The sequence below is a fragment of the Vibrio vulnificus CMCP6 genome (genome assembly GCF_000039765.1).
Lineage (GTDB): Bacteria > Pseudomonadota > Gammaproteobacteria > Enterobacterales > Vibrionaceae > Vibrio > Vibrio vulnificus_B.
The window spans coordinates 15,285-40,369 of sequence record NC_004460.2 but is presented as its reverse complement, the minus strand read 5'-3'; the positions used below and the strand labels follow the sequence as shown (position 1 = coordinate 40,369).

Genomic DNA, 25,085 nt, shown 5'->3' with positions numbered 1-25,085 from the left:
GTTTATTTTATGAAATGAACCTAAGTCATTAAAAACTTTGCCAAACTGCCCCAATGCCACTAATGCAACACAAAGATAAGGCACCGATTCGGATCTTTTCCTTGGGTAAACTGCGCGTTGTTAATAGAGCCAGTTTGTAACCCAGCCAAGCCGCTGGAATTAAAGGAAGCGTGATTTTGAGATGGTATAGCGTGAAAAAGCCCGCGGGAATTTGGATCGCTAAGGAGATCAACGAACTAAACACGAAAAAGGCCGAAAGATTGCCACGCAGTTGATTGGCTTCTTGATGCTGCAGCAGTAATGCCATTGGTGGCCCACCAATCCCAGAACTAGTGCCAAACAAGCCAGAGAAGAAACCAGCGATCGTCATACGCATGGGAGTAGGTTCGATGCGAAATGGCAGCAAACTTACCGCCAAGCAAACAATACCAGTATGCCGATCCACAAGGCCAATACATTGGTGCTGACCAATACCAATAAAGCCCCGCCTGCAATCGAGCCTGGCACTCGACCGATCAACGCCATTTTTAGGCCGCCAATTTCTACACTGCTTTTGTGCTTCAACGCATTGAGAATGGAAATAAACAGTGCCACTAGACAGATAGGCGCAGGCACGTATTCTGGAGCAACCATAATCAGCAAGGGTGCCGACACAATAGCCAAACCAAAGCCAATTGCTGTTTGCACAAACGAGCCAAGAAAAATCAAAAAAACCGCTAACAATACAGATGTTTCAGGCATCTTGGTCTCTTCCTCTACCACTCAATACAACGGAAAAATAGTTCGCTGGCACTAATGTACCTGCATCGTGTTCGGTTCTCAATCACTGATAACCGTTAAACGAGTGCGCTCTGTTTTACCCCAACAAAAACCTCTCCTGTACGCAGTTCATAAAGGCTGAATGCGCCCTGATAGTCGTCATTGGAGGCGGTATCAATAAAAAGACTATTGGCCACTCTTTTCACCCCTTCACTGCGAGTGTGGCCGTGTAGTGTTAAATCAACATTGGCAATCGCTTGTGGCTCTTCTTCCGCAATGCGCGTTCTTCCCCAAATCCACCGAGGGGTTGTCCCACATATCTCCTTGCCAATCGATCATTTCGTTCCAATCTAGTGAGTGGGGCTGAGCATGTGAAATGCCAAAGCGGCGGCCATCTTCCAACTCCACCGTAATCACACTTGGCAGTTGGGCAACCGTATCCCGCAACCTCCGTTTATCAGCATCGGTTAGATTTTGTGACCATTCACAGCCATTTCGATGCCATATTTTAATGAAGTACGCTTCCTTCTCTGAATGCTCCAATTTGTTTTGTGCATCCAACGCGTTGACCATCATCCATTCATGGTTTCCCATCACCGCTTCAAACCAATGATGCGCTTGATAGTAATCCAAGACGCCAACCGAGTCGGGGCCGCGATCAATCAGATCACCGACAGAGATCAACAGATCACGTTCACCGTGAAAATCCACTCGTTTTAGTGTGTCCTGCAACAAGGCCAATTTGCCGTGGATATCACCAATCACAAAAATCCGTTGATATCGGCTTCCATCGATAAACCGATGCATAAATTCCATCTTCAAATCCTTTTGATGTATTCATCCGCTAGCGTAAAAATGGCAGTGTAACGGAATCTCCATCGTCACACCTTAAGCAAGAAGAGGCATAACAAACAGGCCACTTTCCATCAAAAATGATGTGTTTTTCACCACTTCGAACACAACACCTACATCCAGAAAATAACAAAAATTCAGAACAATAAACCACATATAAAAACAGAATCAGCTCATATAACCAATTTGATGAAAAAGTGACGGCGAGATAATTTACATAATGTGACAAATCACAGCACATATCGCTACAACATCGATGTGATATATATCTCTAAAGTCGATAACATTTGCAAAATTATAATTCTTATACATGCGAGTATTAAGTGAAAGAATCTCGAGAAACGTTAAATTTTAGTGACACGCTGCCCACTAAAACTTGGACAAAACACGACACTCATTGGGTATTGAGTTTATTTGGCACCGCCGTGGGGGCTGGCATTCTCTTTCTGCCTATCAACCTAGGAATCGGCGGCTTTTGGCCTTTGGTACTGTTAGCGCTTTTGGCGTTTCCCATGACATTTTGGGGTCATCGTGCACTTGCGCGGTTTGTGCTCTCGTCAAAACAAGCCGATGCGGACTTTACCGATGTCGTCGAGGAGCACTTTGGAGCGAAAGCAGGTCGTCTGATTTCCTTGCTCTATTTCTTGTCGATATTCCCCATTCTGCTCATTTATGGCGTGGGCATCACCAACACGGTTGACAGCTTTATGGTCAATCAAGCGGGAATGGAGTCATTACCTCGAGTGCTGCTGTCTGGTGTTTTGGTTTTCAGCCTAATTGCCATCATGCTCGGCGGTGAAAAGCTGATGCTGCGTGCGTTTGCAGCCATGGTTTACCCACTCGCCACCATACTGGCGTTTTTGTCGCTTTATCTCATCCCAAGTTGGCAACTGCCTTCTTTGGCTCTGCCTTCTGCCGGCGATTTTCTACAAACGGTCTGGTTAGCCGTGCCTGTGGTGATCTTCTCATTTAGCCATGCCGCAGCCATTTCCAGCTTCGTTGGCGTGCAAAAACGCCATTACGGCGAGCAGGCGAATGGTAAATCAGAACAGATTCTTCAGCGTACCAGCATCATGTTGATTGCTTTTGTACTGCTGTTTGTTTTCTCCTGCGTGCTCTCTTTAAGCCCAGAGCAATTGGCGCAAGCAAAAGCGCAAAATGTGTCGGTACTTTCTTATTTAGCCAACGCAACGGAGAACCCATTTATTGCGACTTTTGGTCCTCTGGTTGCCTTTATCGCCATTACGTCGTCATTCCTTGGCCATTTTTTAGGTGCACGAGAAAGCCTTAACGGATTGCTAACCAAGCACACATCAATGCCTATTCAACGCGCCGATAAAATGACCATCGTCAGCTTGTTTATCTCAATTTGGATTGCGGCGGTGATCAACCCGAGCATTCTCGGCATGATGGAAACCTTATCTGGCCCAGTCATCGCTATGATCCTGTTTATCATGCCGGTTTACGCCATTTACCGAGTTGATTCATTAAAAATATATCGTGGTAAAGCCACGACTGTGTTTGTTTTGCTGACAGGGCTACTGGCCGTTTCTGCGTTGCTGTTCGCGATTGTCTAACCGAAAACAACAAGGGCTCCCATGGTGGGAGCCCTTGTTCATTTTGTTCGCGGCAACTTAGCGCATTCAAATCAGAAATAGGAAACTTGCAACAATACCGAGAGATAAAATGCAAGTTCGGCCAATTACGCCAAGATGGGTTGGTTGAATCATTTCTTGATGCTGCATATCCACTCTCCTCATATTATTGTTTTTTCAGTTTGTGTTGACAGTATTATTATTTCCCGTTCGGAACACAACGCATAACAAGATTAAATTTTTATGACAGTTGAGTGAAATTATCAAAACACCCCAACATCGCAACAGCATTGACTCCAACAGAGATAGCGAAAGTCTGAATCGGCTCCCACTTTAGGGTTTGAATCTCCTCTAAGCTCTTACAAACAAACCATAGAGTGAGGAGACACGAGGTGAATAATCAACGTCACGGCATCACGTTTGGCATTGAGCGTATTGGCTCACAAACCATATTGGTTTTTAAAGCAACAGGCACACTCACCCATCAAGATTATCAAGCGATCGTTCCAGTTCTGGAAGCCGCCCTTGCGGGCATCAATCGACAACAGATGAATATGCTCGCAGACATTAGCGAGTTTTCAGGCTGGGAGCCTAGAGCGGCCTGGGATGACTTCCAACTGGGTCTCAAAATCGGCTTCAACGTCAATAAAGTTGCTGTTTATGGCGACAAAAATTGGCAAGAACTCGCAGCCAAAGTTGGCAGCTGGTTTATTTCTGGCGAGATGAAATCATTTAGCGATTATGACTCGGCAATCACATGGTTGGCGGATTAACGGATCAGACTCGATCCAAATTACTCTATCGGCATTATTGCCCTATCGGTACTGAAGTGAACGACAAAACAAAGCGAAGCGTGTTAATCCGCTTCGCGTTTGTTTTAATGACCTTGAGAAATGTCGTTGGGAAGTGTATTTGGGAAAATCCGATCACGCGACTTGATTGGCCGCGGCTCGGCGCAGCATATGTATATGAGTCGGAAAATGCTGCAAGAGATAACGTTGCTCTGCAGCCATATGCTTGAAACTCGGGCCTTTAGAGAGCTTTAACACCACTTCATCTTGATCGAAACGCAAAATACGCCCTTCGATAGCCAACACACAGTTGAGCAGCTGCAACGTTCCCCGAATCATCAGACCCTGATGAAATTGGTGGATGCTAGAGAGTGTGACCCGTAAGCCCCCTTCGGAAACTTCATTCACGTGGTACACATTACCGTTGATACGGACACGTGGTAGTGCCTTCACAGGATATTTTAAGCGGTAATACTTTCGCTTTTGATCGTCATGATTTTGCATCGTCATTGCCTCCCTGTATCGCTTCTGCCTATCAAAGCGCCCTTTTCTTTCCTAAAACCATTCTCAATTTGAGAATTTATCAAGGCAAGGCGCCATTTTTAATGGCAGATAACGCTCACGAGTGTATTAAAGCAAGAGTCATACCACAGAGGAATAGGAAATATAAAAAAACCAACTCGAACAACAAGTTGGCTTTATCAAAGTCTGGAGAATTATTGACCAGTGACGTGACTAAGCATTTCAGTGCCTTTTGACCAGTTGACGATCATCGACTCACTGACGTCGCTCTCAGTCATATGCGCGATATGGAACTCAAATAATCTCAACTCATCAGATGGCTGCACATAAACGCGATTAAAGCGGATTGCTTGTGCAATACCATCGGCTTGTTGCGAAGGTGAAACCTTAAGATGGCGCTTAAACAAGTCGTGTCTCAATTGAACTTGTGTCGCAAACTCATCCGCCGTCACATTGCCATTTTTTGCCCCTTCCAGCACCTTGGTAACGATGGTTTTTGCACTATCTAACTCTTCTTCGTTACTCAGTGCCACTGTAATCGTGCTGACCAATTGCTGGCGAGACCAACTCTCTTCCATCTCAACCGCTACTAGACCGATGTTGGCTTCTAACAGTTGCTTTTCCAATCGCGCCATCAAAACATCATCAGCCAACTGACTTGCTGTCAGCTCTTTACGACGCATTTTGCTGTCTTCTTGGTCATCAGTCAGGCGTGTTTTCAAATAGATGTTGGCGGCCACAGGCTGAGCTGACGTCTCAGCATCCTCTGGTTGCTCAAGACTTGGACTTGGCTTTTCAGCAAACAAACGACCGGGAATCGAGTTGCCAATCTTGGCTCCACCAAAAACGATGTCGATTTGATCGATCGCATCGCGAACCTGAATATCCCCCACCAAAATCACCGTCAGCTTACTTTGAGGAGCCGCTGGGACTTTGTCGTTCACCAAGACTTTGTCGCGCAGTTCAACAAGGGCCTCTTTGAGAGAGCGCGAGTTCAGGTCTGCTTCGTTGGCCACAAGCCAAGTCTGATTGGATGCCGTTTGCAATTCGAAGCGAAGTGACACCGTCTTTTGGCTATAGCGTGATGGCATGACAACATAACGAATGCCGTTTTCGAGCGCACCTATTTTCATTTGTCGTGGCAAGCTCAAATCCGTGGTTGGCATCCAATCTTGATCGGGTGTTAATACCGTTGTTTCAGGGGCGGCGGCCAATGGAAAGCTCATCGCAGCAAGAAGTAATCCCCCCAAAGCGTTTCGCTTCAAAGAGGAAATAAAAGAGTTTGATACAGAAAACAAAACGTGAAACCTCAATCAGTCCAAATACACAATACAAGCCAACTTGTTATTTCGGTTGATTAAGACGTCTAAAAATGACTTCCTTGTTTTAACTCTACATTAAGCAAGTAATTCTTCACCAAGGCGATTTGTAGAGCAAACTGATTTATGGGACATCTTATTAAAATTTGCCATGATTATAGTGCTTTTATTAATCACATCAATCCTTGTCATCTATCCGTCTCATAAATAACACATTTAACAATATATCCATTTCATTATTCAGATAAATTATTATCAATTCCGTGATGTGGTTTGATGGCAGCCCTTTTCCTGCCTACACTTATCTTTAGTGACAAACTCATAAATAGCAAGTTCTCACACAGTCATGAAGTGCGCAGTTTTGCAATCCTATGGTGGGAACAAAATGGACTTCACTTTGGAGGCGTTCATGACTTTCAAAACCACCATCATTGCCACTTGCCTGCTCGCAGCCGCTCCTTTAAGCATGGCAGCAAATGGTCCCAACGCGCATCCAAGTCCTAGCTTGAAAGGTCTTCAAGCGAAAAACTTTATCCTTCCAGACAACGCCACCTTGGTGAAACGCTTTGCGCTTGGTCATTCCGGAATGGAAACACAGCGCTTTCAGCAGCACTTTCAAAATGCCATTGTATTTGGCGGAGAAATCAGTCTCATCACGGCGGCCAGTGGCGATGTTGTCGCGGTGATTGGTCGTCGCTATGACCATTTACTCTCAAGTAATTCCGTCAAACTGAAAGCCGAAACGGCCAAAGGCATCGTGATGATGAAAATTGGTGGCCATGGACGGTGGACGACTAACCTGTTTATTAACCCTTCCAATGGACTGTTCTTTTATATCGTAGAAAATCAACGTGCTGACAGCCGTTGGCACTATTGGATTGATGCCGAAACTGGCGAAGTGCTCAATGCTTATGACGGGTTAACCACTGGCAGCGGAACGGGCGTTCATGGGGATAGCAAAGACCTTTCCGGGCTGACCACATTTAATCGCGGCAATTTCGAAATGGTTTCTGCAAATGGTCGCCTTTCTACCTACGATGCGGGCGGCCGCAGTCGATTACCCGGAGATCTGGCCACGGATAGTGATGATCAGTGGGTGGAACCTGGCCGCACTTCCCCTGGCCAAGCGGCTATGGTCGATGCCCATTTCTTTGCCAATGTGACTGACAGTTACTTTTTGAGCGTGCTGCAATTCAACTGGCTAAATCACTATTCGCAGGGGATGGTGTCAACCGCTCATGTTAAACGCAACTATAACAACGCCTATTGGAATGGCTATCAAATGGCTTACGGAGATGGAGACGGCATCTCCTTCATTAATTTATCCGGTGATTTAGATGTGGTGGGACACGAACTTTCACACGGATTGACCGACGCAACCAGCGATCTGATTTACCAAAATGAATCTGGTGCACTCAATGAAGCGTTTTCCGACATCATGGGCACCAACATTGAGTTTTATTATGGCAGTGGCAACTGGACCATCGGTGAAGACATCACGCCAAACTCAAACGGCATCCGCAATATGGCTGATCCAGGAGAAGATGGCGATCCCTCTCATTACAATGAACGATACACAGGCACTGGCGACAATGGTGGTGTGCACATCAACAGTGGCATCATCAACCACTGGTATTACTTATTAGTCAATGGCGGGCAAAATTCTGATGGACAATTTGCCTCAGGTACCGATGTGGCGGGTATCGGTTTGGATGCCGCAACGCAAATCGTATATAACGGTTTTACCTCCCTGCCGCCCAATGCAGATTTCTGTTTAGCGCGCGCCGCCACTGACGCCGTTGCTAGTACCCACTCGGCCAACGTCCTTGACGCTTGGGATGAAGTGGGCGTCAGCAGTGATCTCTGCGCCAGAGGAGGTGATGGAGGGGGCTCTGGCACGGGGGGCGATATCACCATTTCCAATGTCAGCAGCCGTGTCATCAAAGGGGTGAAATTCCAAATCAGCTGGGATACGGATGTCGCCTCATCGACGGAAGTAACCTTTTCTTGCTGCGGCACGTATGTAAAAAATGAGCAAGTGACGTCACATTCGTATAATTTCAACGGTTCCAAAGGGGTGGCTTACGAGTATTACGTCACCTCGAAAGTCTATGATTCTGCTGGCAATGTGGCATCTAGCGCCACTGCGGGGCCTTTTGTTCACCAAAACTAGCCGAGTCATATTGTCGACCTTCCATAATGTCCTAGGCCCAGTGAATGCTGGGCCTCTGTTTGACTAGAGGGCCCAAAATGTCACGCCGCCAATCGCTACGCTGGCGAGCATCACCGGCGCCACGCGTTTCCACAACTTGCGATCACCAATCGCCACCACCATGCCCATTTTGACTAACGTATTGACGGAAGCGGCGATAAACACCCCAAGCGCAGCGGTGGTTACGCTCAACCCTTGAGTACTTTGACGACCAAGCGCAAGAGAAATGGCATCCACATCGGTAATACCCGACAACGCAGCAAGGATGAGTGTACCCGCGCTGCCAAACCACTCAGATAACGCGTGAGAAAGCAGCATAATCACCGCTAAAATGACCCCAAAAAACAGCGCCGATTGCAGAGCAAGAGGGTTGGTTTGTTTGCCCGCTTGCTCGTTAAACTCCACATCGCTATAGCGCCAGATCCACCAAGCTGGAAGATACAAGGCTGCCATCATCAATAGCACGATCGGCCACAACTGTGTCACCAAGGCCGGGTTTAACACCGAAAGCACCACCAGCAAACGTGGGAACATGGTGCCACAGCTGAGCAGTATGCCGCTGGCAAGCAAGGGGCTAATCGTTGGTTGTTCTCGAGAAAGATTGGAAAATTGCAGTGTCAGTGCCGTTGACGAACTCAATCCGGCAAAAACGGAGGTAAATAGCACTCCACGTTTGGCACCGCCGATTTTGATCGCAAAGTACCCCACAAAGGAAATGCTGGCGATCAGCACCACCATCCACCAAATCTCATACGGGTTCAAGGCATTCCATGGGCCATAGGTTTGATTTGGCAGCAGAGGCAGCAACACCACAGAGATCATCATCAAGCGTAAGGCAGCATCCAATTCATATTCTTGCAGACGCTGCAATCCTTGATGAAGCTCTCTTTTGTTATCTAATACGACGGCAGTAATTACCGCTGCCGATGCCGCCAATACGGCCTCTCCCACTACGGCTAAGCTGCCAATCACAAACGTCACCAGCAAACTGACAACGCCAGTAATGCTGATATCTTGGCTGTTTTTCTGCTGAATAATGAAGGCAATAGAAGCCAGCGCCACCAAGGCGAGTAAAGCAAAACCAAGCACGAAAGGCGATGTGTGACTGGCGAGCAATGCCGTTAACCCACCCAGTAAGCCAACTAAAGAGAAGGTGCGAATTCCCGCCACACGACTGCCTTCAGCACTGTTTCGCATCACCCAGCCACGCTGTGTGCCAATGATAGCCCCGAGCAGCAACGCGATAATGACATTCCACACGGGATGTTGACCACTAACCAGTTGATTGAAATCCATAAAAAGACTCCTGTGGCGAAGGGTTAATGTTAGTTTAGCGCGTTATGTGAAAGGTTCTGTGAAGTGGCGTCAGTTGCATAAAGAATTGTGCAAAAATCGCAGAAAACGCCTCACCAAAAAAAACGCTACTCAACTGAGTAGCGTTCGTTCGTCACGTTACATTTGCTCCACTTTTATGCGAAACAACATGGCATAGAAAAGCGGGATCACCACCAGTGTCAACAAGGTCGCAAACAGCAGACCGAACATGATGGTGACCGCCATACTTTTAAAGAAGGGATCAACCAACAGTGGTGCGACACCTAATATCGTGGTCAATGCGCCAAGAAGCACAGGACGAGCGCGACTCATCGCCGCATTGATGATGGCTTGGAATGGCCACTTGCCTTGTCGAATTTCCACGTCAGCTTGATCCACCAAGACGATGGCGTTTTTCACCATCATGCCGATCAAGCTAAGAAAGCCGAGAATCGCCATGAATTCGAAGGGCGTTTGGAAGACAATCAGGCCAACCGTGACACCAATCACTGCTAAAGGCGCTGTTAGCCAGATCACCAACGGCTGTCTTAACGCGTTAAACATGAAAATGACCGACAAAATCATTGCGGAAAACCCGTAAGGTGCCGAAATGACCAGACCTTCATTGGCATCCTTAGATGCTTTGTACTCACCATACCAAGTCAACTCGTAACCCGCAGGCAAAGGAACAGCTTCGATTTTATTGCGTATTTGATTGAACGCGTCCGCCGTGAGCACACCTGGTGCAGGATCTGCTTGAACTAAAATCGTCGGGACACGATCAATGCGGCGTAGTATGGCGTCTTGCCAAACCACATCCACCGATTCAATCAGTTGACTTACTGGCACTGACTGCCCAACCGCGTGACTATAAACCAAGGTGTTTTCGATCGCCCTAGCATGCTGGCGCTCTTCTTTGGGCGCTCGCAGCACAATCGGGATTAAGTCATCACCTTCACGATAAACACCAACATTTTTGCCTGACAGCGTCTGACTGATCGCTTGGTTGATCTCTTGATTGGTCAGGCCATAACGCTGCGCCTTTTCTGAAGAGTAGACAGGTTTCACCACTGGCATTTGCTGGCGCCAGTCATCTTGCACCGCAATCAAATTGTCATCCGCCAGCATCAGCGCTTTGGCCTGTTCAGCTAAGCCACGTAACACAGCACTGTCTGGGCCTTGGAAGCCCGCTTCGATCTTCTTACCACCACCGCGGCCCAGCATAAATTTCCAGACTTTAATCGATGCATCTGGGTATTTGGCATCCAGTTCATTTTGCAGTTCAGGCAACAACGCAGCGATTTTCTGATAGTCATCAATATCAATCAGCAATTGGCCGTAACTGGTGTTTCGTGCTTCTGGTGAGTACGTCAACATAAAGCGCAAGCCACCACCACCAATAAAACTGGTGATGTTGGTCACTCCTTGTTTACTTTTCACCTCATTTTCAATCTGCGCGACCACTTGCTCGGTGCGACGAATATCCGACCCTTGTGGTAGGTAGACGTCGACCACAAACTGCGCACGCTGAGAGTCAGGCATGAAACCCGGTGGAATAAACTTCGCTCCCCACACGGCGGTCAACAGCATCGCCAAAATGGCCACAACGCTGATAAGGCGATGACGCAATACCCAGCTAAGCAAGCCGCGATAGCTTCGCATCATAACGCCAACTGAGTTATCTCCTTGATTCGGTTTTACTTTTAGAAAATCGTGACACAACATTGGTGTGATGGTCACAGCAAACACCCAGCTTAACAGCATCGAATAAAGGATGACCCAGAACAGCGAGCCAGCGTACTCGCCCATGTCCGATGGCGACAAACCAATGGCACTGAAGGCACAAATACCCACCACCGTGCCACCGAGCAGCGGCCATTTGGTCGCCTCGACGACCTCATTGACGATGGTCAGCTTGTCACTGTCCGGCTCTTGTTGCATGCGCACCAAAATGCCATCGGTCACCACAATAGCGTTGTCCACCAACATGCCTAGCGCAATGATCAACGCGCCCAAGGAAATGCGTTGCATCGCGATATCATCAATTAGCATGATGCACAGTGTTCCCGCCACCGTCAGCAACAGCACAAAGCCGATGATGATGCCCGATCTCACCCCCATAAACAGCAGCAACACAACAAACACAATCGCTACCGCTGCGATCAAGTTGTCGATAAAGTTCGCAACCGATGCTCTCACGGAATCCGACTGCATCGAAATAACATGCAGCTCCATACCAAGCGGACGTTGGTTTTCCAACTCAGCCAATCGCGCTTTAACGGCATCCCCCATCTCGACCACGTTGCCGCCCATCACGTTGGAAATACCAAAACCAACGGCGCGTTGTCCGTTGTAACGCATCAGCATCGTCGCTGGTTCTTGGTACCCACGGACAACGTTGGCGATATCGCCTAAGCGGATCACTTTGTTGTCGGCCCCAAGGCCAACTTGCAGATTGCGGATGTCTTGCAGTGAACGAATCGAACTATCGGGGATCACCGGTAGCCGCATCGCCTCGGTTTCAATGCTGCCAGCAACAGTAATCAGGTTTTGCTTCTGCAACACTTGCGTCACTTTCTCCATCGACATGCCAAGCTGTTTTAATCGCTCTGAAGAGATCTCCACAAAAATGGTCTCTTGCTGCTCCGCTAACGTCGCCGTTTTGGCCACACCAGGCACCAACACCAAATCTCGGCGAAGTGTATCCACGTAGTCTTGCAGTTGTTTGTCGCTAAAGCCTTCTCCGGTCACCGCAAAGAACAGTGCATACACATCAGAGAAATCATCGTTAACAATGGAAGGACCTGCGCCCGGCGGCAACTGCCTTTGTACATCGCTTATCTTGCGTCTTAACTTGTCCCAAACTTGCTGCAACTCGGCAGAGCTTTTAGCGAACTCGAGTTTGATCTCCACCGTCACTTCCGACATGCCCTGTTTGGAAACCGACTTGACCTCTTTCAACTCTTGCAGAGATTGAACCGCCCCTTCGATGAGATCCGTCACTTCGTCTGACACTTCTTGTGCGGTCGCGCCATAATAGGGGGTGTTGATCACCGCTTGGCGGATGACAAATTCAGGGTCTTCAAATCGGCCAAGTTTTAGATAACTGATGTACCCACCTAGTAAGGTCAGCGCAATCAATACCCAAACACTGGTACGCTTTGCAATGGTATAGCCAGCAAGGTTCATTACTGAGCTCCTTGGGTCGATTCTGTGTAAGGGCGAACCGTCATGCCCTCGACAAGCGAGCCTGTTCCTGCAATCACCACGTTTTCGCCCAAGGTAAGATTGTCATCAATCGCGATGCGATTTTGGCGAAGCTCACCGACTTTGACCTCGCGTTTTGCAACGCGATTATCTCCGTTGACCACCCACACATATTGGCCACCTTGGTTATCTGAGATCACCGCCGTTAAAGGCAGCGTGATGCGTTGAGTTTCCGTTTGTTGGCGCTCCGTTGTGTCCGGTACTACTTTCACCGTCATTCCCGGAAGCACGCGATAACCATTCACATCGGTAAACGCCAGCGTCACGGCGTAAGTTTGCGTTGCCGCGTCCGCTTGGGTGGAGTAATGCTTCAAGGTCAAAGGGAAACGATGCTCTGGGATCACCGCGATTTCAGCAAACGCGCGCGTGTTGTGCTGGCTGGTCAACATCACGGTATCGGGAATGTTAACCAACACTTCCAACTGCTGCAGGTTGTGCAAAGTTACAATCGGCTGGTTAGCCTGAACCTGGGTATGGTTGTCGACTTGCGTCAGCCCAACAACCCCAGCAAAAGGAGAATAGAGACTGGTGTATTCAAGTTGGCGTTGCGCTTCTTCCACTCGATTTTTCGACAAATTCAACCGTGTTGCGAGTGCATCCAAATCGCTTTTGGTGATCGCTCGGCTTTTCTCAAAAATGGCTTTTGCGCGCGCGTATTCCGCCTGCACGTTATCGAGCTCTGATTGAGCAGAGGCTAACGCCGTCTTGGCATCACGTGCATCTAATTGGGCGAGTAGCTGGCCTTTTTTCACCGTATCGCCATCGTTCACGAGCAGTTGTGTCAATCGCCCAGAAACACGAAACGACAACTCCGCTCTTTCTGCCGCTTGCACGACCCCGTTAAAACTCAGCGCTTTATCCTGCTCAGTAGAGACACGCTCCACCAATGCCGGGCGAACCACTGGCGCTGCCACATGCTGAGCAACAGGCTCACTGCATCCCACCACCAGCAAACTGGCCACCGCAGCGCTTAGGCATCGCCTTCTAAACTGACGACCAAATCGACTTCCAACTAGAGGATCAACCAACGACATTTTCCACCTTCAAAAAGAAAAAAGTAAACTTCAGAGTTTATTTTATTGCAAATCACAAAAACGTAAACTCAAAAGTTTACTGAAAGGTGATATTTGTCCGTTATTTGAGATCCTGAATGCGCTATTTCTGTTTCTCCAGATACAAAAAAAGCCGCAAAAGCGGCTTTAAATGAACATTTTGCTGAGTGGCTACCTGTTTTTTTCATCCACGAATGCGATCGCCTCTTCTTCCTTGGCGAGCAATATTTGACACAACCAAACACCAGAAGCAGAAAGAAAATACCCAGTATTGGAATAGCAGAGAGTACGTGAAGAGAGTGACACTTGACTTAACAAAGCATCAAACTGATGCACACTGACGGCGATAATCTCTTGCTCGTGCTGATCTCGTCCTTTAGCAACTGGCTGCGTTTTTACCTCGTCAAATAGCGATTTCACCAATTCGAGCTTCTTCGGCATTGGCGTTTTTCTCAGGCTTATTTGCTCAAATAAATCGGCATACCTCATTTCGATAACCCCCTGCGGTTTCACTTGATCGAGCGAAGTCATTAAAGAGCGGACACTCTGCTTTAACGCAATGGGCAAGCGTAAATCGTAAGCAAACGGACGTAACCAAAGCCACACTTGCGTTGCTATCAGCAGCACAAACAGAACCAGCAGGATGATCAACATGGTTTCGATAGCAAAGTTATTCATGACTCACTCCGTTTGATTAACATCACTTCGGTTAACAACTCTTTTGGCTCCACGCTCATTTTCCCATTGAGGTATTTCTCTATGCCTAACGGCTTATGGCGTGTTTTGATTTTTTTCGCTCTAGTTAATGACGAAGCAAACGACCAAGCATTACCGAGAAACTGGTATTCGCCTTGGTGTTCAACCGCGTAAACGGGCATGGAGGGCAACGTCCCTGCCACGAATTTGCCTTTGGCTTCAATCGGGTAGGAAACAGGCATGCAGGTGGTAAACTCAAACAAACCCGTTTTCAGTGACATGGAATGATAGAGATTAAAAATCTCACCACACACTGGAACTCGGTATTCCTCTACATAGTCTTCTAAGTTATCGAAATGACGTTGCATTAAGTGACCTACGTCGTCGGTAGTGGCACTGCCTTTTACGCCAATGTAATGCACTTGCGGCACCACCTTTTCACCGAGATCTTTCAACTTCGAGTACACATGCCCAGTTTCGATGGCGCTTTTTAACATTCTCAAACCGCGTGCGTAATCCATACCGAGCACCGCCCCAAACATTTGACGGAAGAAAAACATGTACCAAGGTAACTTACCCTGAAATTGCCACTCAACGCGGCAACCTTGCTGCTCAGGAGAAACATTGAAATAGACTTCTGCCTCGCCTTTGAACGGTTTGAGATAGCTCAAGCGGAAAACGAGTTGATGATCATACAGGTGAGCTAACTCCATTTTTCCTGCACCAATACGCTCTCCTTTCCATGCGTATTGAGCCCCCGGCTGCTGCTGGAAAGTACTAAAGGTAACCTCGCTTTTCGGCTCCAAAATCAACCATGGCGACCACTTAGCCCAAGTCCCAAAATCGCTGATATAGTCGATGACCTTTTCAGGTTTTCTATCAATATAGATACTTCGACTAACACAAGTCCCTGTCATATCAATACGCATTGCACTACCTCTCGGCTAGAGGATCATTGGCTGGTGGCTTCGTCGAGGTTTTCACCAATGTCTTTCGCGGTATCACGGAAAAAATGGCCGGTTTTCTTTGCCGCATCTTTGGTGGCATGGCCCACTTCCGTAAAGCCTTCTTTAATCTCTTTCTTCTGATGAGCACTACAACCCGCCAGTAAAGTAACTAAGCATAATGCCGCAAGAGTGGGTAATTTCATTTGCATCGACGACTCCTAATATCCATTTAAGCAAATCTTTGAACTTCCGGATATTAACCAACTCCCAGGAATAAAGAAAGGGAGCAAAATGCTCCCTGAAAACCTGTCGCTACGCGGCTGCGGTGTCGCCCAACCAGTGATAATGATTATTGGCTTTCTTACCAACCACACCCGCGTTGATCAATTCGTTAAACAGCCGATCCACTTCCTCTGTACCGAGTTTAAAGTGCTTGGCAACCGCCTTCTTACTGCAAGAGAGCTCGTTGCTTGCCAATGCTTGAGCCACATCGAGATAAAGCGGAGATGGCGTGGGCTGAGCTTCCTTAGTCTCGGCAATCGGATAATCTTGTTGAGCATTCAAATGTGGCAAATACCCAACCGGAGCGACGGATTCAACTGGCTCTGCTGCACTGTCACCAAAACGGCGATACCAGTGACGAAAACGTTGCTCTTCACCAATCACTCCAACAAAAAATGCGGCGAAGAAATCCAACAATACTGAGAGAAACACCACCAAACCCAGTTGAGCCTGACCCGATGGAATTGAAAATGCCGCCGCTAGGCTATCGATGAGCCCCACCACTGAGCCTTGCGCGACAGGCGGCAAGCTGTCTCGTTGCATGGCCAATTTTTGTTGCTCTTTACGTAACGTATCGTTTTGTTGTTGGATTCGATTCACCCCCGTGGCAATCCGTTCCATCTCTATGTATTTCTGCGCAGCAAGATTATTGAGTTCGATCTGCTTCTCTATCGCATCAATTTGACGGTTGAAAGCGGTGACTTTAGCCTGCTCCAGTGCAATGTGATTCTGCGCGGTATTGGTCGCGCTGTTAATGCCGCCGATACTACCGCCGATAGAAATGGCAGCTAGCACCAAATAAAAGACAAACGCCGTGATGGCCCCAGAATAATTGCGGTGTGCACGTCGCTCACCAAACTCGTACCAAGCGTAAAACTTTCCCGCCTCGAAAATGATGGCCAAACCACCAAATAAGGCCTGCATCAAGGGGTTGTCATCTATCGACAAAAACAGCAGCAATGAAAAAATGGTGGACGCCAAAATGGCAGCGCCAGTAAAAGAATACACACTAATAAGTGCAAATCGCCCTTTGGGATAGCGATACCCTAGTTGTTGCTCGTAATGCATAGTGATTTATTTTTTATTTGTGAGTCAGTGACTAAGGCGGCGAGAATACATGATTCACTTCACAATTTCCGTTCAAAAACGAGACTTCTCCTGTCGTTCGGAGAATGATTAGACACATTGTTTGCATCCTCTCCAATTTGTTGAGAATACAGACAGGTTCGCGGTGTCATTAGGAGTCTTCATGCGACAAAAAAACCAACAACAAACTCAGTGGTATACACATTGGCGCGCATTTTTAAGCCTGCTGTTGCTAAGTTGTGTTTCCTCCTTCGCTCATGCGTCAAATCGAGCAATGGAAGCGTGGGAATGGATTGAACAAGGTGCGCTCGTTGTGGATGTGCGTACACCGGCGGAGTTTCAACAAAAACACATTGAAGGGGCAGTAAACATCCCTTTGAATGAGCTGGCGAAAGGCTTTAGCAAGATCGACAAGAGCCAGCCGATCGTTCTGTACTGCCGCAGTGGTAATCGTTCCGGCCAAGCATACGATTTCCTCACGCAATCTGGCTACACGCTGCTATTAAATGGCGGGGGTATTGAAGAAATGCTGGCCGTCAAACCAGAAGAATAATCCATCAAGCAGAAATGAAGAAGGCGCTCAAACCAGAGCGCCTTTTGTGCTTTTTAGCCAGCGAAAAAAGCTAATGCAAACACCACGACCATCATCACCGCAATGGTAATGAACAGTGTGGATGGTTTTCCACTACCGCCTTTCGGCGCTTGATTACAACATCCCATAAGTCACCTTACTTTCGGATTAACGACCACAATAGGTATAAACCTTTGCCTTGGGGTAAGGTCAAACGGTAATGCATTAACGTAATCAGCGGAAACAAACCTCAGCCCAACGCGCGAGACCTGCGGTAACCGAGCCGAAATAGTTGCCGCTGACAACGGGCACATTCGGTAACTCGCTCTCTACAGCTTGGCGTAAAATCGGTGAGCGAGCGGAACCACCGGTCATAAAAATCACATCCGGCTTCACGCCTCCATGATCAACGGCTTCTTTTACTAGCTCCACCATTTTGCTCTTTGGTGACTCAATTGCTTCAATCATTTCGCTCTGGCTCACATCCACATGTAAGTGTTCCGAAAACAGATTGAGGGCAACTTGGTATTGTTCGCTATCCGACAAGGCAATTTTTGCCTCTTCAGCCCGTCTGACGATCTGATAACCGAGCGTTTCATGGTAAACCTTGAGCAAGCGCGCCAATTTCTCTGGCTCTTGGGCTTCTTTGTGCAGCAGCTTTAGCGCCGCTAGATTGGCTCTTCCATAGAAATCGTTTTGCGCTTGAACGTTGTTAATAGCTATCGGGTTCCAAAACTGTGTTCTGGGCATATCAATACCACTTAGTGCTTTGCTGCCAAACCCAAATGGCGTCATCAGTTGACGAAACGCGAGATAAATATCGAGGTCGTTGCCGCCAATTCGCTGGCCGGAATGGGCAAGCAAGCTGCCTGTACGCTCGGTTTTTCCACGCCAGCTTGGCCCCATTTCAATCAGAGAGCAGTCAGTCGTGCCCCCGCCAATATCGACCACCAACACAGTTTTATCTTGCTGCAGGCTTGCTTCGTACTCTAGACCTGCCGCTACCGGCTCAAATTGAAACTCGATGTTTTTAAAACCAGCACGTGTCGCAGCGCGACGCAAGATGCCTTCGGCCTGACGGTTTGCCTCTTCACCGCCTCGTCCATGGAAGTTGACCGGACGGCCAATCACCGCATCACGAATCACTGCTTGTGCCGAATGTTCTGCGTTGGTTTTGATGTTAGCCATCATGGCGCAAACCAGATCTTCGAAGAAGCTCAGCTGCACATCATGCAGGCCGGAGGCGCCAAGAAACGATTTAGGTGACTTAACGTAATAGAGATCCGTTGGGTCTGCCAAATAGCGATCAAGCGCCGCTTGACCAAACACCACATCTTCAGGGTGCAGCTCAATGCTCTCTTCTCGATTGACGTTGATGGCTCGGCGCAATACCTGTTCACCCACTTTATCTAGTGGCTTGATATCTCGATGACGAAATAAATGCTCAGAAACCGATTCACGCGTCGGGGCGGAAAGTGTTGAAGGAATATAGTGACTTGACCCTTCAATAGCGAGCAGCTCTGGCTCGCCATCTTGCATTTTCGCCACTGAACAATTCGCTGTTCCATAATCGAAACCAATGTACATAACACCTCCTGCCGAAAAAAGGTCGGCAATGCTAACGCAGCGGCCATCAAATAGCCAGTAAAAGCCCCCTCTGCCATTTGCCGTGGCAATCAATAAACACCGTTTTTCGGCTAACAACCGAAAATGAGTGGAAAATCGATTGCGTTATCACTCTGTATTTTAAAGAAATTTATCAATAAGATAACGAAAATTATGTGCAACAAGATCCTGTTCACACTTCCTATCTTTAGAGAGGGATTTCCCTCTTTCGAATTGTCTGAGATCAAATTTTCAGAGCACATTCATATGACAAAGTAATAACCAGAAGAGGAATTATTAATAACTAACAACGATGGAGCAATCCAAATGGCAAGTGCATTTTTTATCCCAACTGTGAACCTAATGGGCGCAGGCTGTCTTAAAGACGCAGCAGACAGCATTAAAGCTCAAGGCTTTACCAAAGGGCTTATTGTTACCGACAAAATTCTTAATCAAATCGGCGTTGTAAAACAAGTTCAAGACCTACTAAGCGAGCGTCATGTAGAAACGGTTGTCTTCGATGGTACTCAGCCCAACCCAACCATCGGCAACGTCAATGCAGGTTTGGCACTACTGAAGCAAAATGAGTGTGATTTTGTGATTTCACTCGGTGGTGGTTCTCCGCACGACTGTGCAAAAGGCATTGCGCTTGTCGCAGCAAACGGCGGCGAGATTGCGGATTACGAAGGCGTGGACAAATCAGCGAAACCAATGCTACCGCTGATCGCAATTAACACCACCGCAGGCACCGCATCTGAAATGACCCGTTTCTGCATCATTACCGATGAAGAACGTCATATTAAAATGGCGATCGTCGATAAACACACCACGCCACTAATCTCTGTGAACGATCCGGAACTGATGCTGGCAAAACCTGCATCACTAACTGCGGCAACAGGAATGGACGCCTTGACTCACGCGGTAGAAGCGTACGTTTCTATTGCTGCGACGCCGATTACCGATGCAGTTGCAATCAAAGCGATTGAGCTTATCCAAGCCCATCTTCGTACTGCCGTCGCACACGGCGATGATATTGAAGCGCGTGAGCAAATGGCGTACGCACAGTTTATGGCAGGTATGGCGTTCAACAATGCCTCACTAGGTTACGTACACGCAATGGCGCACCAATTGGGTGGCTTCTACGATCTACCACACGGTGTTTGTAACGCGATCTTGTTACCACACGTACAACGCTACAATGCGCAGGTTTGTCCAGAGCGTCTACGTGATGTGGCAAAAGCAATGGGTGTCAATGTCGAAGGCATGAGTGCAGAGCAAGGCGCAGAAGCCGCCATTGATGCGATTGTGGCACTGGCGAAAGACGTGGGTATTCCAGCAGGTATTCGCGAGCTTGGTGCAAAATCTGAAGATATCCCAACCTTGGCTGACAATGCACTCAAAGACGCTTGTGGTTTCACTAACCCGAAACAAGCCACGCACGAAGAAATCTCTGCGATTTTCGAAGCGGCAATGTAAGCCCTTTCTCTGACATCAAAATCGACAAAGCGCTCATTTGAGCGCTTTGTTTTGATCATTAGAAAACCATCAAATTAAGCAAAACCCGGGATCAAGTGCAGCGGTAACCGATCTAGGATCAGGTAAAGATAGCTTTTACCGTAATCGGTTAGCGTCCAGGCAAAGCCAGCCATATTGACCAAAGCCATCAACCAACTCATCACCATAAACGGCGTGTTGCCGACTTTATGACTCAAAACAACATGGGCAAAAAATGCTCCCGGCCAACCACCAATTAATGCCAAGATATAGAGCACCATTTCTGGCACTCTCGGGTTGCCCTCTTTGGCGGCAGAAACGTCAAATGCACAAATCACAAACGTCACTGCACTGATAAAAAAGTAATGTAAAACCGCTAATGCGGGGTAACGGAATAACCAAATACCAGCAAAAACTGCGGTGAGAAAGATAATGGCCACGGCAATTGCAAATGAGAAAACAAAGGCTTTTTGTACGGCCACCGCGACGACCTGTCCGTGTTTGTTTCGCTCCACTTCGAACGTCACCACATCGTCTAAGGTTGCACTGCCAATCACTTCTGCTTTATTGAAATAAACCATCTCCCCAGAACCATCAATTTTGATAAAACCATTACCTTTGTCATGGCTCCATTGAGCGATTCTTCCTTTATACGCCATAGTTATGCCCCAAAGTTATTGATTTAACAGAACACAGCTCTCCTAGTGGATAAGTATAGGTCAGAATTCGACGGGCATTAGGTATATACTCAAACTAATCAAGTCAAAGGGATTCAGCCAAAAGGATCGTTGCAATGAAATGGACAGGTCAGTGTTTAGGAACCGTACTGCTAGGGTTGGTGTCGTTTTCCACTCTAAGTGAGGAATTAAAACTTAAGCAAATCGCTTCGGGTTATCAAATTCCTTGGGGAATGGAATTTATCGACAGCGCTAACGCCGTCATTACCGAGAAAAATGGCCGTATCTCGTTGCTCGATGTCACTCAAGGTCAGAAAACCCCACTCTATCAAGTCACCAATGTCGACGAGTCAGGACAAGGCGGTTTACTTGATGTTGCCCTTTCCCCCATCACACGTCAGCAGCTCTATTTTACCTTTTCAAAAGAAGTCGACACTGGCACAACTGTGGTACTGGCCACTGCCCGTTTGCAAAACAAAGAGCTCTCCGACTGGAAAGAGTTGTTTGTCACGGATGCGGTGTCAACAACCGGTCGCCACTTCGGCAGTCGTATCGCCTTTGACGACAGCAATCACCTTTATGTCTCCATCGGTGACCGTGGCGTTCGAGACAACGGCCAAGATCCGAGCAACCATGCTGCCACCATTTTGCGCCTAACACTGGACGGAAAAATACCCAACGACAATCCATTCATCGACAATAGTGAGGTGAAAAAGGAGATATGGAGCTTTGGCCATCGCAACCCACAAGGACTGTTTTTCGATGGCAAAACGCAGCGACTCTGGTCTGTCGAACATGGCCCAAGAGGGGGCGATGAGATTAACCTCATTCAAGCTGCAAAGAACTACGGCTGGGCCAAGACTTCTCATGGCAAAGAATATTGGGGTCCGATTCGCGTTGGAGAAGCCGATACGCTGCCCGGCATCGAAGCGCCCAAATGGGTCTATATACCTTCTATTGCGCCTAGTAGCCTCATGCTCTATCGCGGTGAGCGTTACCCGAGCCTCAACGGCAAGCTGCTGATCGGCGCGTTAAAGCTCACGCACATCAATGTGGTCAGCATCGAAAACGGCCAGCTCAAAGAGACTGACCGTTTATTTGAAAAACTCAACGAGCGAGTTCGAGACATCACCTTAAGTCCAGATGATTATCTCTATTTCACCACCGACAATGGCAACATTTACCAAGTGCTCCCGTAAACCTCACTCAAGGGAGACGCTGACCGTTTTTTGATCAAAATCGATGGTCATGGTGGCACCAAGAGGCACCGTGAGCATAGGATGGGTATGGCAACTGTCGAAGTCCCATAAAATTGGCACCGATTGACCATTGAGCACTTCGTTCAAGACGTCGATCGGTTGCCTTCCTGTACCTTTGTGGTTAAACAGCTCGTGCTTGCCCAACACGATAGCTCCGACCTTGTCGAACACACCATTGAGCTTCAACATCGCAAAAGCGCGTTCCACCACTTCAATGCCTTGCAAGCAATCTTCCAACAGCAAGATATCGCCTTGCTGGATTTTCGGCATGTACGACGAGGCCCAAATCCCAGACATGGTATTGAGGTTGCCACCAATGATTCTGCCTGTCACCACGCCCTGTCCTGCAAAATGCCATTGGTTAGGGTTAGTGTGTTTACTGGTCGATTGCAAATGCCAAGGCACATACTCATCACTCCATCCTTGCGGCATTACATAGGTGTGATGCAGATTTTCCAGTGATTGAACAATGTCGGTAAAAGATTGGAACGTTTCATCCACTAATGGAGGAAACTCCCCCAGTGACGCGACCAGAGCTGGGCCATAGAAGGTCACGATGCCCGTTTGCGCATAAATGCCCATCAGGAGTGCGGTCACATCCGAATAACCGACGATGATTTTCGGATCGTCACGAAGCGCTTGATAATCCAGATAAGGGAGCAATGAGTTGCTGTTGTAGCCACCAATGGTCGACATAATGCATCGCACTTCTGGGGCGCGAATCAGTGCATTAAGCTCTTCAACACGCTCGGCAATCGAGCCCGAGCGATAAGTATCGCTCTTTCCCGTTAGGCTCCCCGCTTTTAGTTGGTAGCCCCATTTCTCAACGTATTGTTTCGCTCGTGCAAAACGCTCTGGTGCAAAGTGCGTCACCGGAGAAGATGGTGAGAAAAAGCCTATCGTATCGCCAGGCTTCAGTGATTTGGGGATGATCATGACGTCACGACTCCTTTTACTGACGTTGTCTAGCTGATGTTTCTTATTATCAACACTCTGCATTTGCTAAGTAAGCCAACACTTCACGCAACTGATCATCAGCGATGTTGAGCAACCTATCGCCCACATACCACTCGAAGATCGATTGATCGGGGTGTTGCGTGGTTTGTGGATGCCCTAACCAAATGCCTTTTTGCTCTGCCACTCGATCACGCAACTCGATGGCGTTCTCAACGCTCAGCGGCACAATCAAGTGCAGCATGTTGGCGTGCGGCTCATACGGGCTCACAGCCAGCTGTGGGAACTCGCGGAGGATTTGGTAGATCTGCTGAGTGCGCGCAAACAGCGCTGGCATTTTCGCCAATTGCTGATCAAACTGCATTGCAGCCGACACCACGTAAGGCGTGCGATGATACACATTGCCACCTTGGCGCTTCATCCAAATCGACGCCTGCTCGATGAATTGCTTGTCCCCGAGTAGCAATGATCCCCCTAAGCCATTGATGCCCTTATAGAGAGAGACATAAGCCGACTGAAAACCCGTGGCAATCTCTTTGTACGACTTTTGATAATAGGCGGCGCACTCCCATAAACGAGCACCATCCATATGGAGGTGAATGTCGCGGTGTTCACACTCGGCTTTGATGTCATTGAGTTCGTCCCAACTTGGCAATTGCCCGCCTAACTCACGCATTGGCAGCTCATACAGGACCGCTGAAATTTCATCTGGCCAGGCGTTGAGATCTTTTGCTGTCCAAGGTCGGAACATATCGCCCAGAGGCAAGATGGAAAAACGATTCTGCAGTTGATAACCCTGACGTTCAAAACGATAAATATGACTGGATTCATGCATCGCGACCACAGGATTGCGTTTTTTACGGCACACCAACTCAAGGGCCGTGGCCTGCGTCATGGTGCCCGTGATAACAAACAAACCCGCTTCAAAGCCTAAAAGGTCGGCTACTTTTTGTTGGAATGAGTTGATGAATTCCCCATCACCATACACATCGTGCTTCACTTGGTGTTCTTCACACCATTTCGCCATCGCGTAGAAATGTTCTGCCGGGCTTTGCTCGTGATTGCCCGCAATAATGGTGTGGCAATGCGCACGTAAATCCTTTTTCATCAAAGATTTCCTTCTGATTTTCGAGACATGTTCAACTTATCGTCGTATAAAACTCAAGTAAAGGGATAAACTCTTTTTAATGCCACAAACATAAGGGCGCTCATGAAACCAATCACATTAGAAATCAATGAAATACGAGCCATTATTTTTGATTTGGACAACACCCTTGTCAGCTGCGAACTCAATTTTTCACAGCTTCGTCAACAGCTCGGTTGCCCGCAGGAGATCGACCTACTTTGCTTTGTGGAGGCAATGACCGATAAGCAAGCACAACGGCATGCAGAGCAAACTATTTTGGATCACGAACTGTCCGATGCCAAACACGCGCAGCCTTTGCCTGGCTGCCACGCCTTGCTTCACTATCTGAAACAGCAGCAGATCAAATCAGCAATCGTGACTCGTAATTGCTTGCAAGCCAGTCAGCTCAAGCTCGAACAGACACAAATAGACATCGAGCATTTGATCACACGAGAACACTGCGCGCCAAAACCCGACCCAGAAGCCTTAATTCAATTGGCTACACAATGGCAACTAGAACCCCATCAAATACTGTACGTGGGAGATTATCTCTACGATCTTGAAGCGGCCTACAACGCAGACATGCCCTCTTGCCTTGTGACCAATGGGGAAGATAAAGGGTTTGCCAGTCTAGCGTCCATCACGGTCACTAAGCTGGATGAGTTACAAGAAAAACTGCAACAAAGAGATGTTTAACTAAAGCGA

Annotated in this window: 21 protein-coding genes and 1 pseudogene; 7 read left to right on the top strand and 15 right to left on the bottom strand. The window is 47.9% G+C overall.

Going from position 1 to position 25,085, the window contains the following annotated elements:
- Positions 1 to 28: 28 nt before the first annotated feature.
- Positions 29 to 741, bottom strand: a pseudogene (locus VV1_RS15380) (sulfite exporter TauE/SafE family protein).
- A 258-nt stretch (positions 742 to 999) separates the two neighbouring features.
- Positions 1,000 to 1,575: a metallophosphoesterase gene (locus VV1_RS15375; RefSeq protein ID WP_011081028.1), complete on the bottom strand. Its 576-nt coding sequence runs from the start codon at positions 1,573 to 1,575 to the stop codon at positions 1,000 to 1,002.
- A 359-nt stretch (positions 1,576 to 1,934) separates the two neighbouring features.
- Between VV1_RS15375 and VV1_RS15370 the strand changes: the two genes are divergently transcribed.
- Both VV1_RS15370 and VV1_RS15365 read left to right on the top strand, forming a co-directional pair.
- The gene (locus tag VV1_RS15370) at positions 1,935 to 3,188 is read left to right on the top strand and encodes an aromatic amino acid transport family protein (RefSeq protein ID WP_011081027.1); all 1,254 of its coding nucleotides are present in this window, start codon (positions 1,935 to 1,937) and stop codon (positions 3,186 to 3,188) included.
- Between the two features lie 410 nt (positions 3,189 to 3,598).
- On the top strand, positions 3,599 to 3,979 hold the full coding sequence (locus tag VV1_RS15365) for a SpoIIAA family protein (protein WP_011081026.1): 381 nt from the start codon (positions 3,599 to 3,601) through the stop codon (positions 3,977 to 3,979).
- Between the two features lie 153 nt (positions 3,980 to 4,132).
- Here the strand turns inward: VV1_RS15365 and VV1_RS15360 are convergent, their stop codons facing one another.
- A complete protein-coding gene (locus VV1_RS15360; RefSeq protein WP_026130820.1) occupies positions 4,133 to 4,501 on the bottom strand; it encodes a PilZ domain-containing protein in 369 nt (122 codons plus the stop codon).
- A gap of 212 nt (positions 4,502 to 4,713) precedes the next feature.
- A complete protein-coding gene (locus VV1_RS15355) occupies positions 4,714 to 5,745 on the bottom strand; it encodes a hypothetical protein (protein WP_011081024.1) in 1,032 nt (343 codons plus the stop codon).
- A gap of 478 nt (positions 5,746 to 6,223) precedes the next feature.
- Here VV1_RS15355 and VV1_RS15350 point away from each other — a divergent pair, with 478 nt between their 5' ends.
- A complete protein-coding gene (locus VV1_RS15350) occupies positions 6,224 to 8,011 on the top strand; it encodes a M4 family metallopeptidase (protein WP_165963398.1) in 1,788 nt (595 codons plus the stop codon).
- Between the two features lie 63 nt (positions 8,012 to 8,074).
- Here VV1_RS15350 and VV1_RS15345 read toward each other — a convergent pair whose 3' ends face one another.
- The 7 genes from VV1_RS15345 to VV1_RS15315 form a co-directional block, all read right to left on the bottom strand.
- Positions 8,075 to 9,346, bottom strand: coding sequence for an MgtC/SapB family protein (locus VV1_RS15345; protein WP_011081022.1), 1,272 nt, complete (start codon positions 9,344 to 9,346; stop codon positions 8,075 to 8,077).
- A 156-nt stretch (positions 9,347 to 9,502) separates the two neighbouring features.
- Positions 9,503 to 12,553 (bottom strand): efflux RND transporter permease subunit, encoded by a 3,051-nt coding sequence (locus VV1_RS15340; RefSeq protein ID WP_011081021.1) that lies wholly within the window; start codon positions 12,551 to 12,553, stop codon positions 9,503 to 9,505.
- Positions 12,553 to 13,665: an efflux RND transporter periplasmic adaptor subunit gene (locus VV1_RS15335; protein WP_011081020.1), complete on the bottom strand. Its 1,113-nt coding sequence runs from the start codon at positions 13,663 to 13,665 to the stop codon at positions 12,553 to 12,555. Before VV1_RS15335 ends, VV1_RS15340 begins: the two co-directional genes overlap by 1 nt.
- Positions 13,666 to 13,854: 189 nt before the next feature.
- On the bottom strand, positions 13,855 to 14,361 hold the full coding sequence (locus VV1_RS15330) for a hypothetical protein (protein WP_011081019.1): 507 nt from the start codon (positions 14,359 to 14,361) through the stop codon (positions 13,855 to 13,857).
- A complete protein-coding gene (locus VV1_RS15325; RefSeq protein ID WP_011081018.1) occupies positions 14,358 to 15,308 on the bottom strand; it encodes an SRPBCC family protein in 951 nt (316 codons plus the stop codon). Before VV1_RS15325 ends, VV1_RS15330 begins: the two co-directional genes overlap by 4 nt.
- Positions 15,309 to 15,331: 23 nt before the next feature.
- Positions 15,332 to 15,535, bottom strand: a complete 204-nt coding sequence (locus VV1_RS15320; RefSeq protein ID WP_011081017.1) for a hypothetical protein — start codon at positions 15,533 to 15,535, stop codon at positions 15,332 to 15,334.
- A 103-nt stretch (positions 15,536 to 15,638) separates the two neighbouring features.
- Positions 15,639 to 16,676 carry a hypothetical protein gene (locus tag VV1_RS15315; protein WP_011081016.1) on the bottom strand — a complete coding sequence of 346 codons (1,038 nt, stop codon included), beginning with the start codon at positions 16,674 to 16,676 and terminating at the stop codon, positions 15,639 to 15,641.
- 181 nt (positions 16,677 to 16,857) lie between these two features.
- Between VV1_RS15315 and VV1_RS15310 the strand changes: the two genes are divergently transcribed.
- Positions 16,858 to 17,247: a rhodanese-like domain-containing protein gene (locus tag VV1_RS15310; protein WP_043921114.1), complete on the top strand. Its 390-nt coding sequence runs from the start codon at positions 16,858 to 16,860 to the stop codon at positions 17,245 to 17,247.
- A gap of 252 nt (positions 17,248 to 17,499) precedes the next feature.
- Here the strand turns inward: VV1_RS15310 and yegD are convergent, their stop codons facing one another.
- Positions 17,500 to 18,852, bottom strand: coding sequence for a molecular chaperone (gene yegD / locus VV1_RS15305; RefSeq protein ID WP_043921113.1), 1,353 nt, complete (start codon positions 18,850 to 18,852; stop codon positions 17,500 to 17,502).
- Positions 18,853 to 19,197: 345 nt separating this feature from the next.
- Between yegD and yiaY the strand changes: the two genes are divergently transcribed.
- Positions 19,198 to 20,346, top strand: coding sequence for an L-threonine dehydrogenase (gene yiaY / locus VV1_RS15300; RefSeq protein ID WP_011081013.1), 1,149 nt, complete (start codon positions 19,198 to 19,200; stop codon positions 20,344 to 20,346).
- Between the two features lie 74 nt (positions 20,347 to 20,420).
- Here the strand turns inward: yiaY and VV1_RS15295 are convergent, their stop codons facing one another.
- Positions 20,421 to 21,023, bottom strand: coding sequence for a DUF1294 domain-containing protein (locus tag VV1_RS15295; protein ID WP_011081012.1), 603 nt, complete (start codon positions 21,021 to 21,023; stop codon positions 20,421 to 20,423).
- Between the two features lie 134 nt (positions 21,024 to 21,157).
- Here VV1_RS15295 and VV1_RS15290 point away from each other — a divergent pair, with 134 nt between their 5' ends.
- Positions 21,158 to 22,240 (top strand): PQQ-dependent sugar dehydrogenase, encoded by a 1,083-nt coding sequence (locus VV1_RS15290; protein ID WP_011081011.1) that lies wholly within the window; start codon positions 21,158 to 21,160, stop codon positions 22,238 to 22,240.
- A 3-nt stretch (positions 22,241 to 22,243) separates the two neighbouring features.
- Here VV1_RS15290 and VV1_RS15285 read toward each other — a convergent pair whose 3' ends face one another.
- Complete coding sequence (locus tag VV1_RS15285; RefSeq protein WP_011081010.1) at positions 22,244 to 23,236, bottom strand: S66 family peptidase; 993 nt, start codon at positions 23,234 to 23,236, stop codon at positions 22,244 to 22,246.
- Between the two features lie 49 nt (positions 23,237 to 23,285).
- Positions 23,286 to 24,362 (bottom strand): threonine aldolase family protein, encoded by a 1,077-nt coding sequence (locus VV1_RS15280; RefSeq protein WP_011081009.1) that lies wholly within the window; start codon positions 24,360 to 24,362, stop codon positions 23,286 to 23,288.
- A 102-nt stretch (positions 24,363 to 24,464) separates the two neighbouring features.
- On the opposite strand from VV1_RS15280, the gene VV1_RS15275 reads away from it, so the two are divergent.
- Positions 24,465 to 25,076 (top strand): HAD family hydrolase, encoded by a 612-nt coding sequence (locus VV1_RS15275; RefSeq protein ID WP_011081008.1) that lies wholly within the window; start codon positions 24,465 to 24,467, stop codon positions 25,074 to 25,076.
- Positions 25,077 to 25,085: the final 9 nt, after the last annotated feature.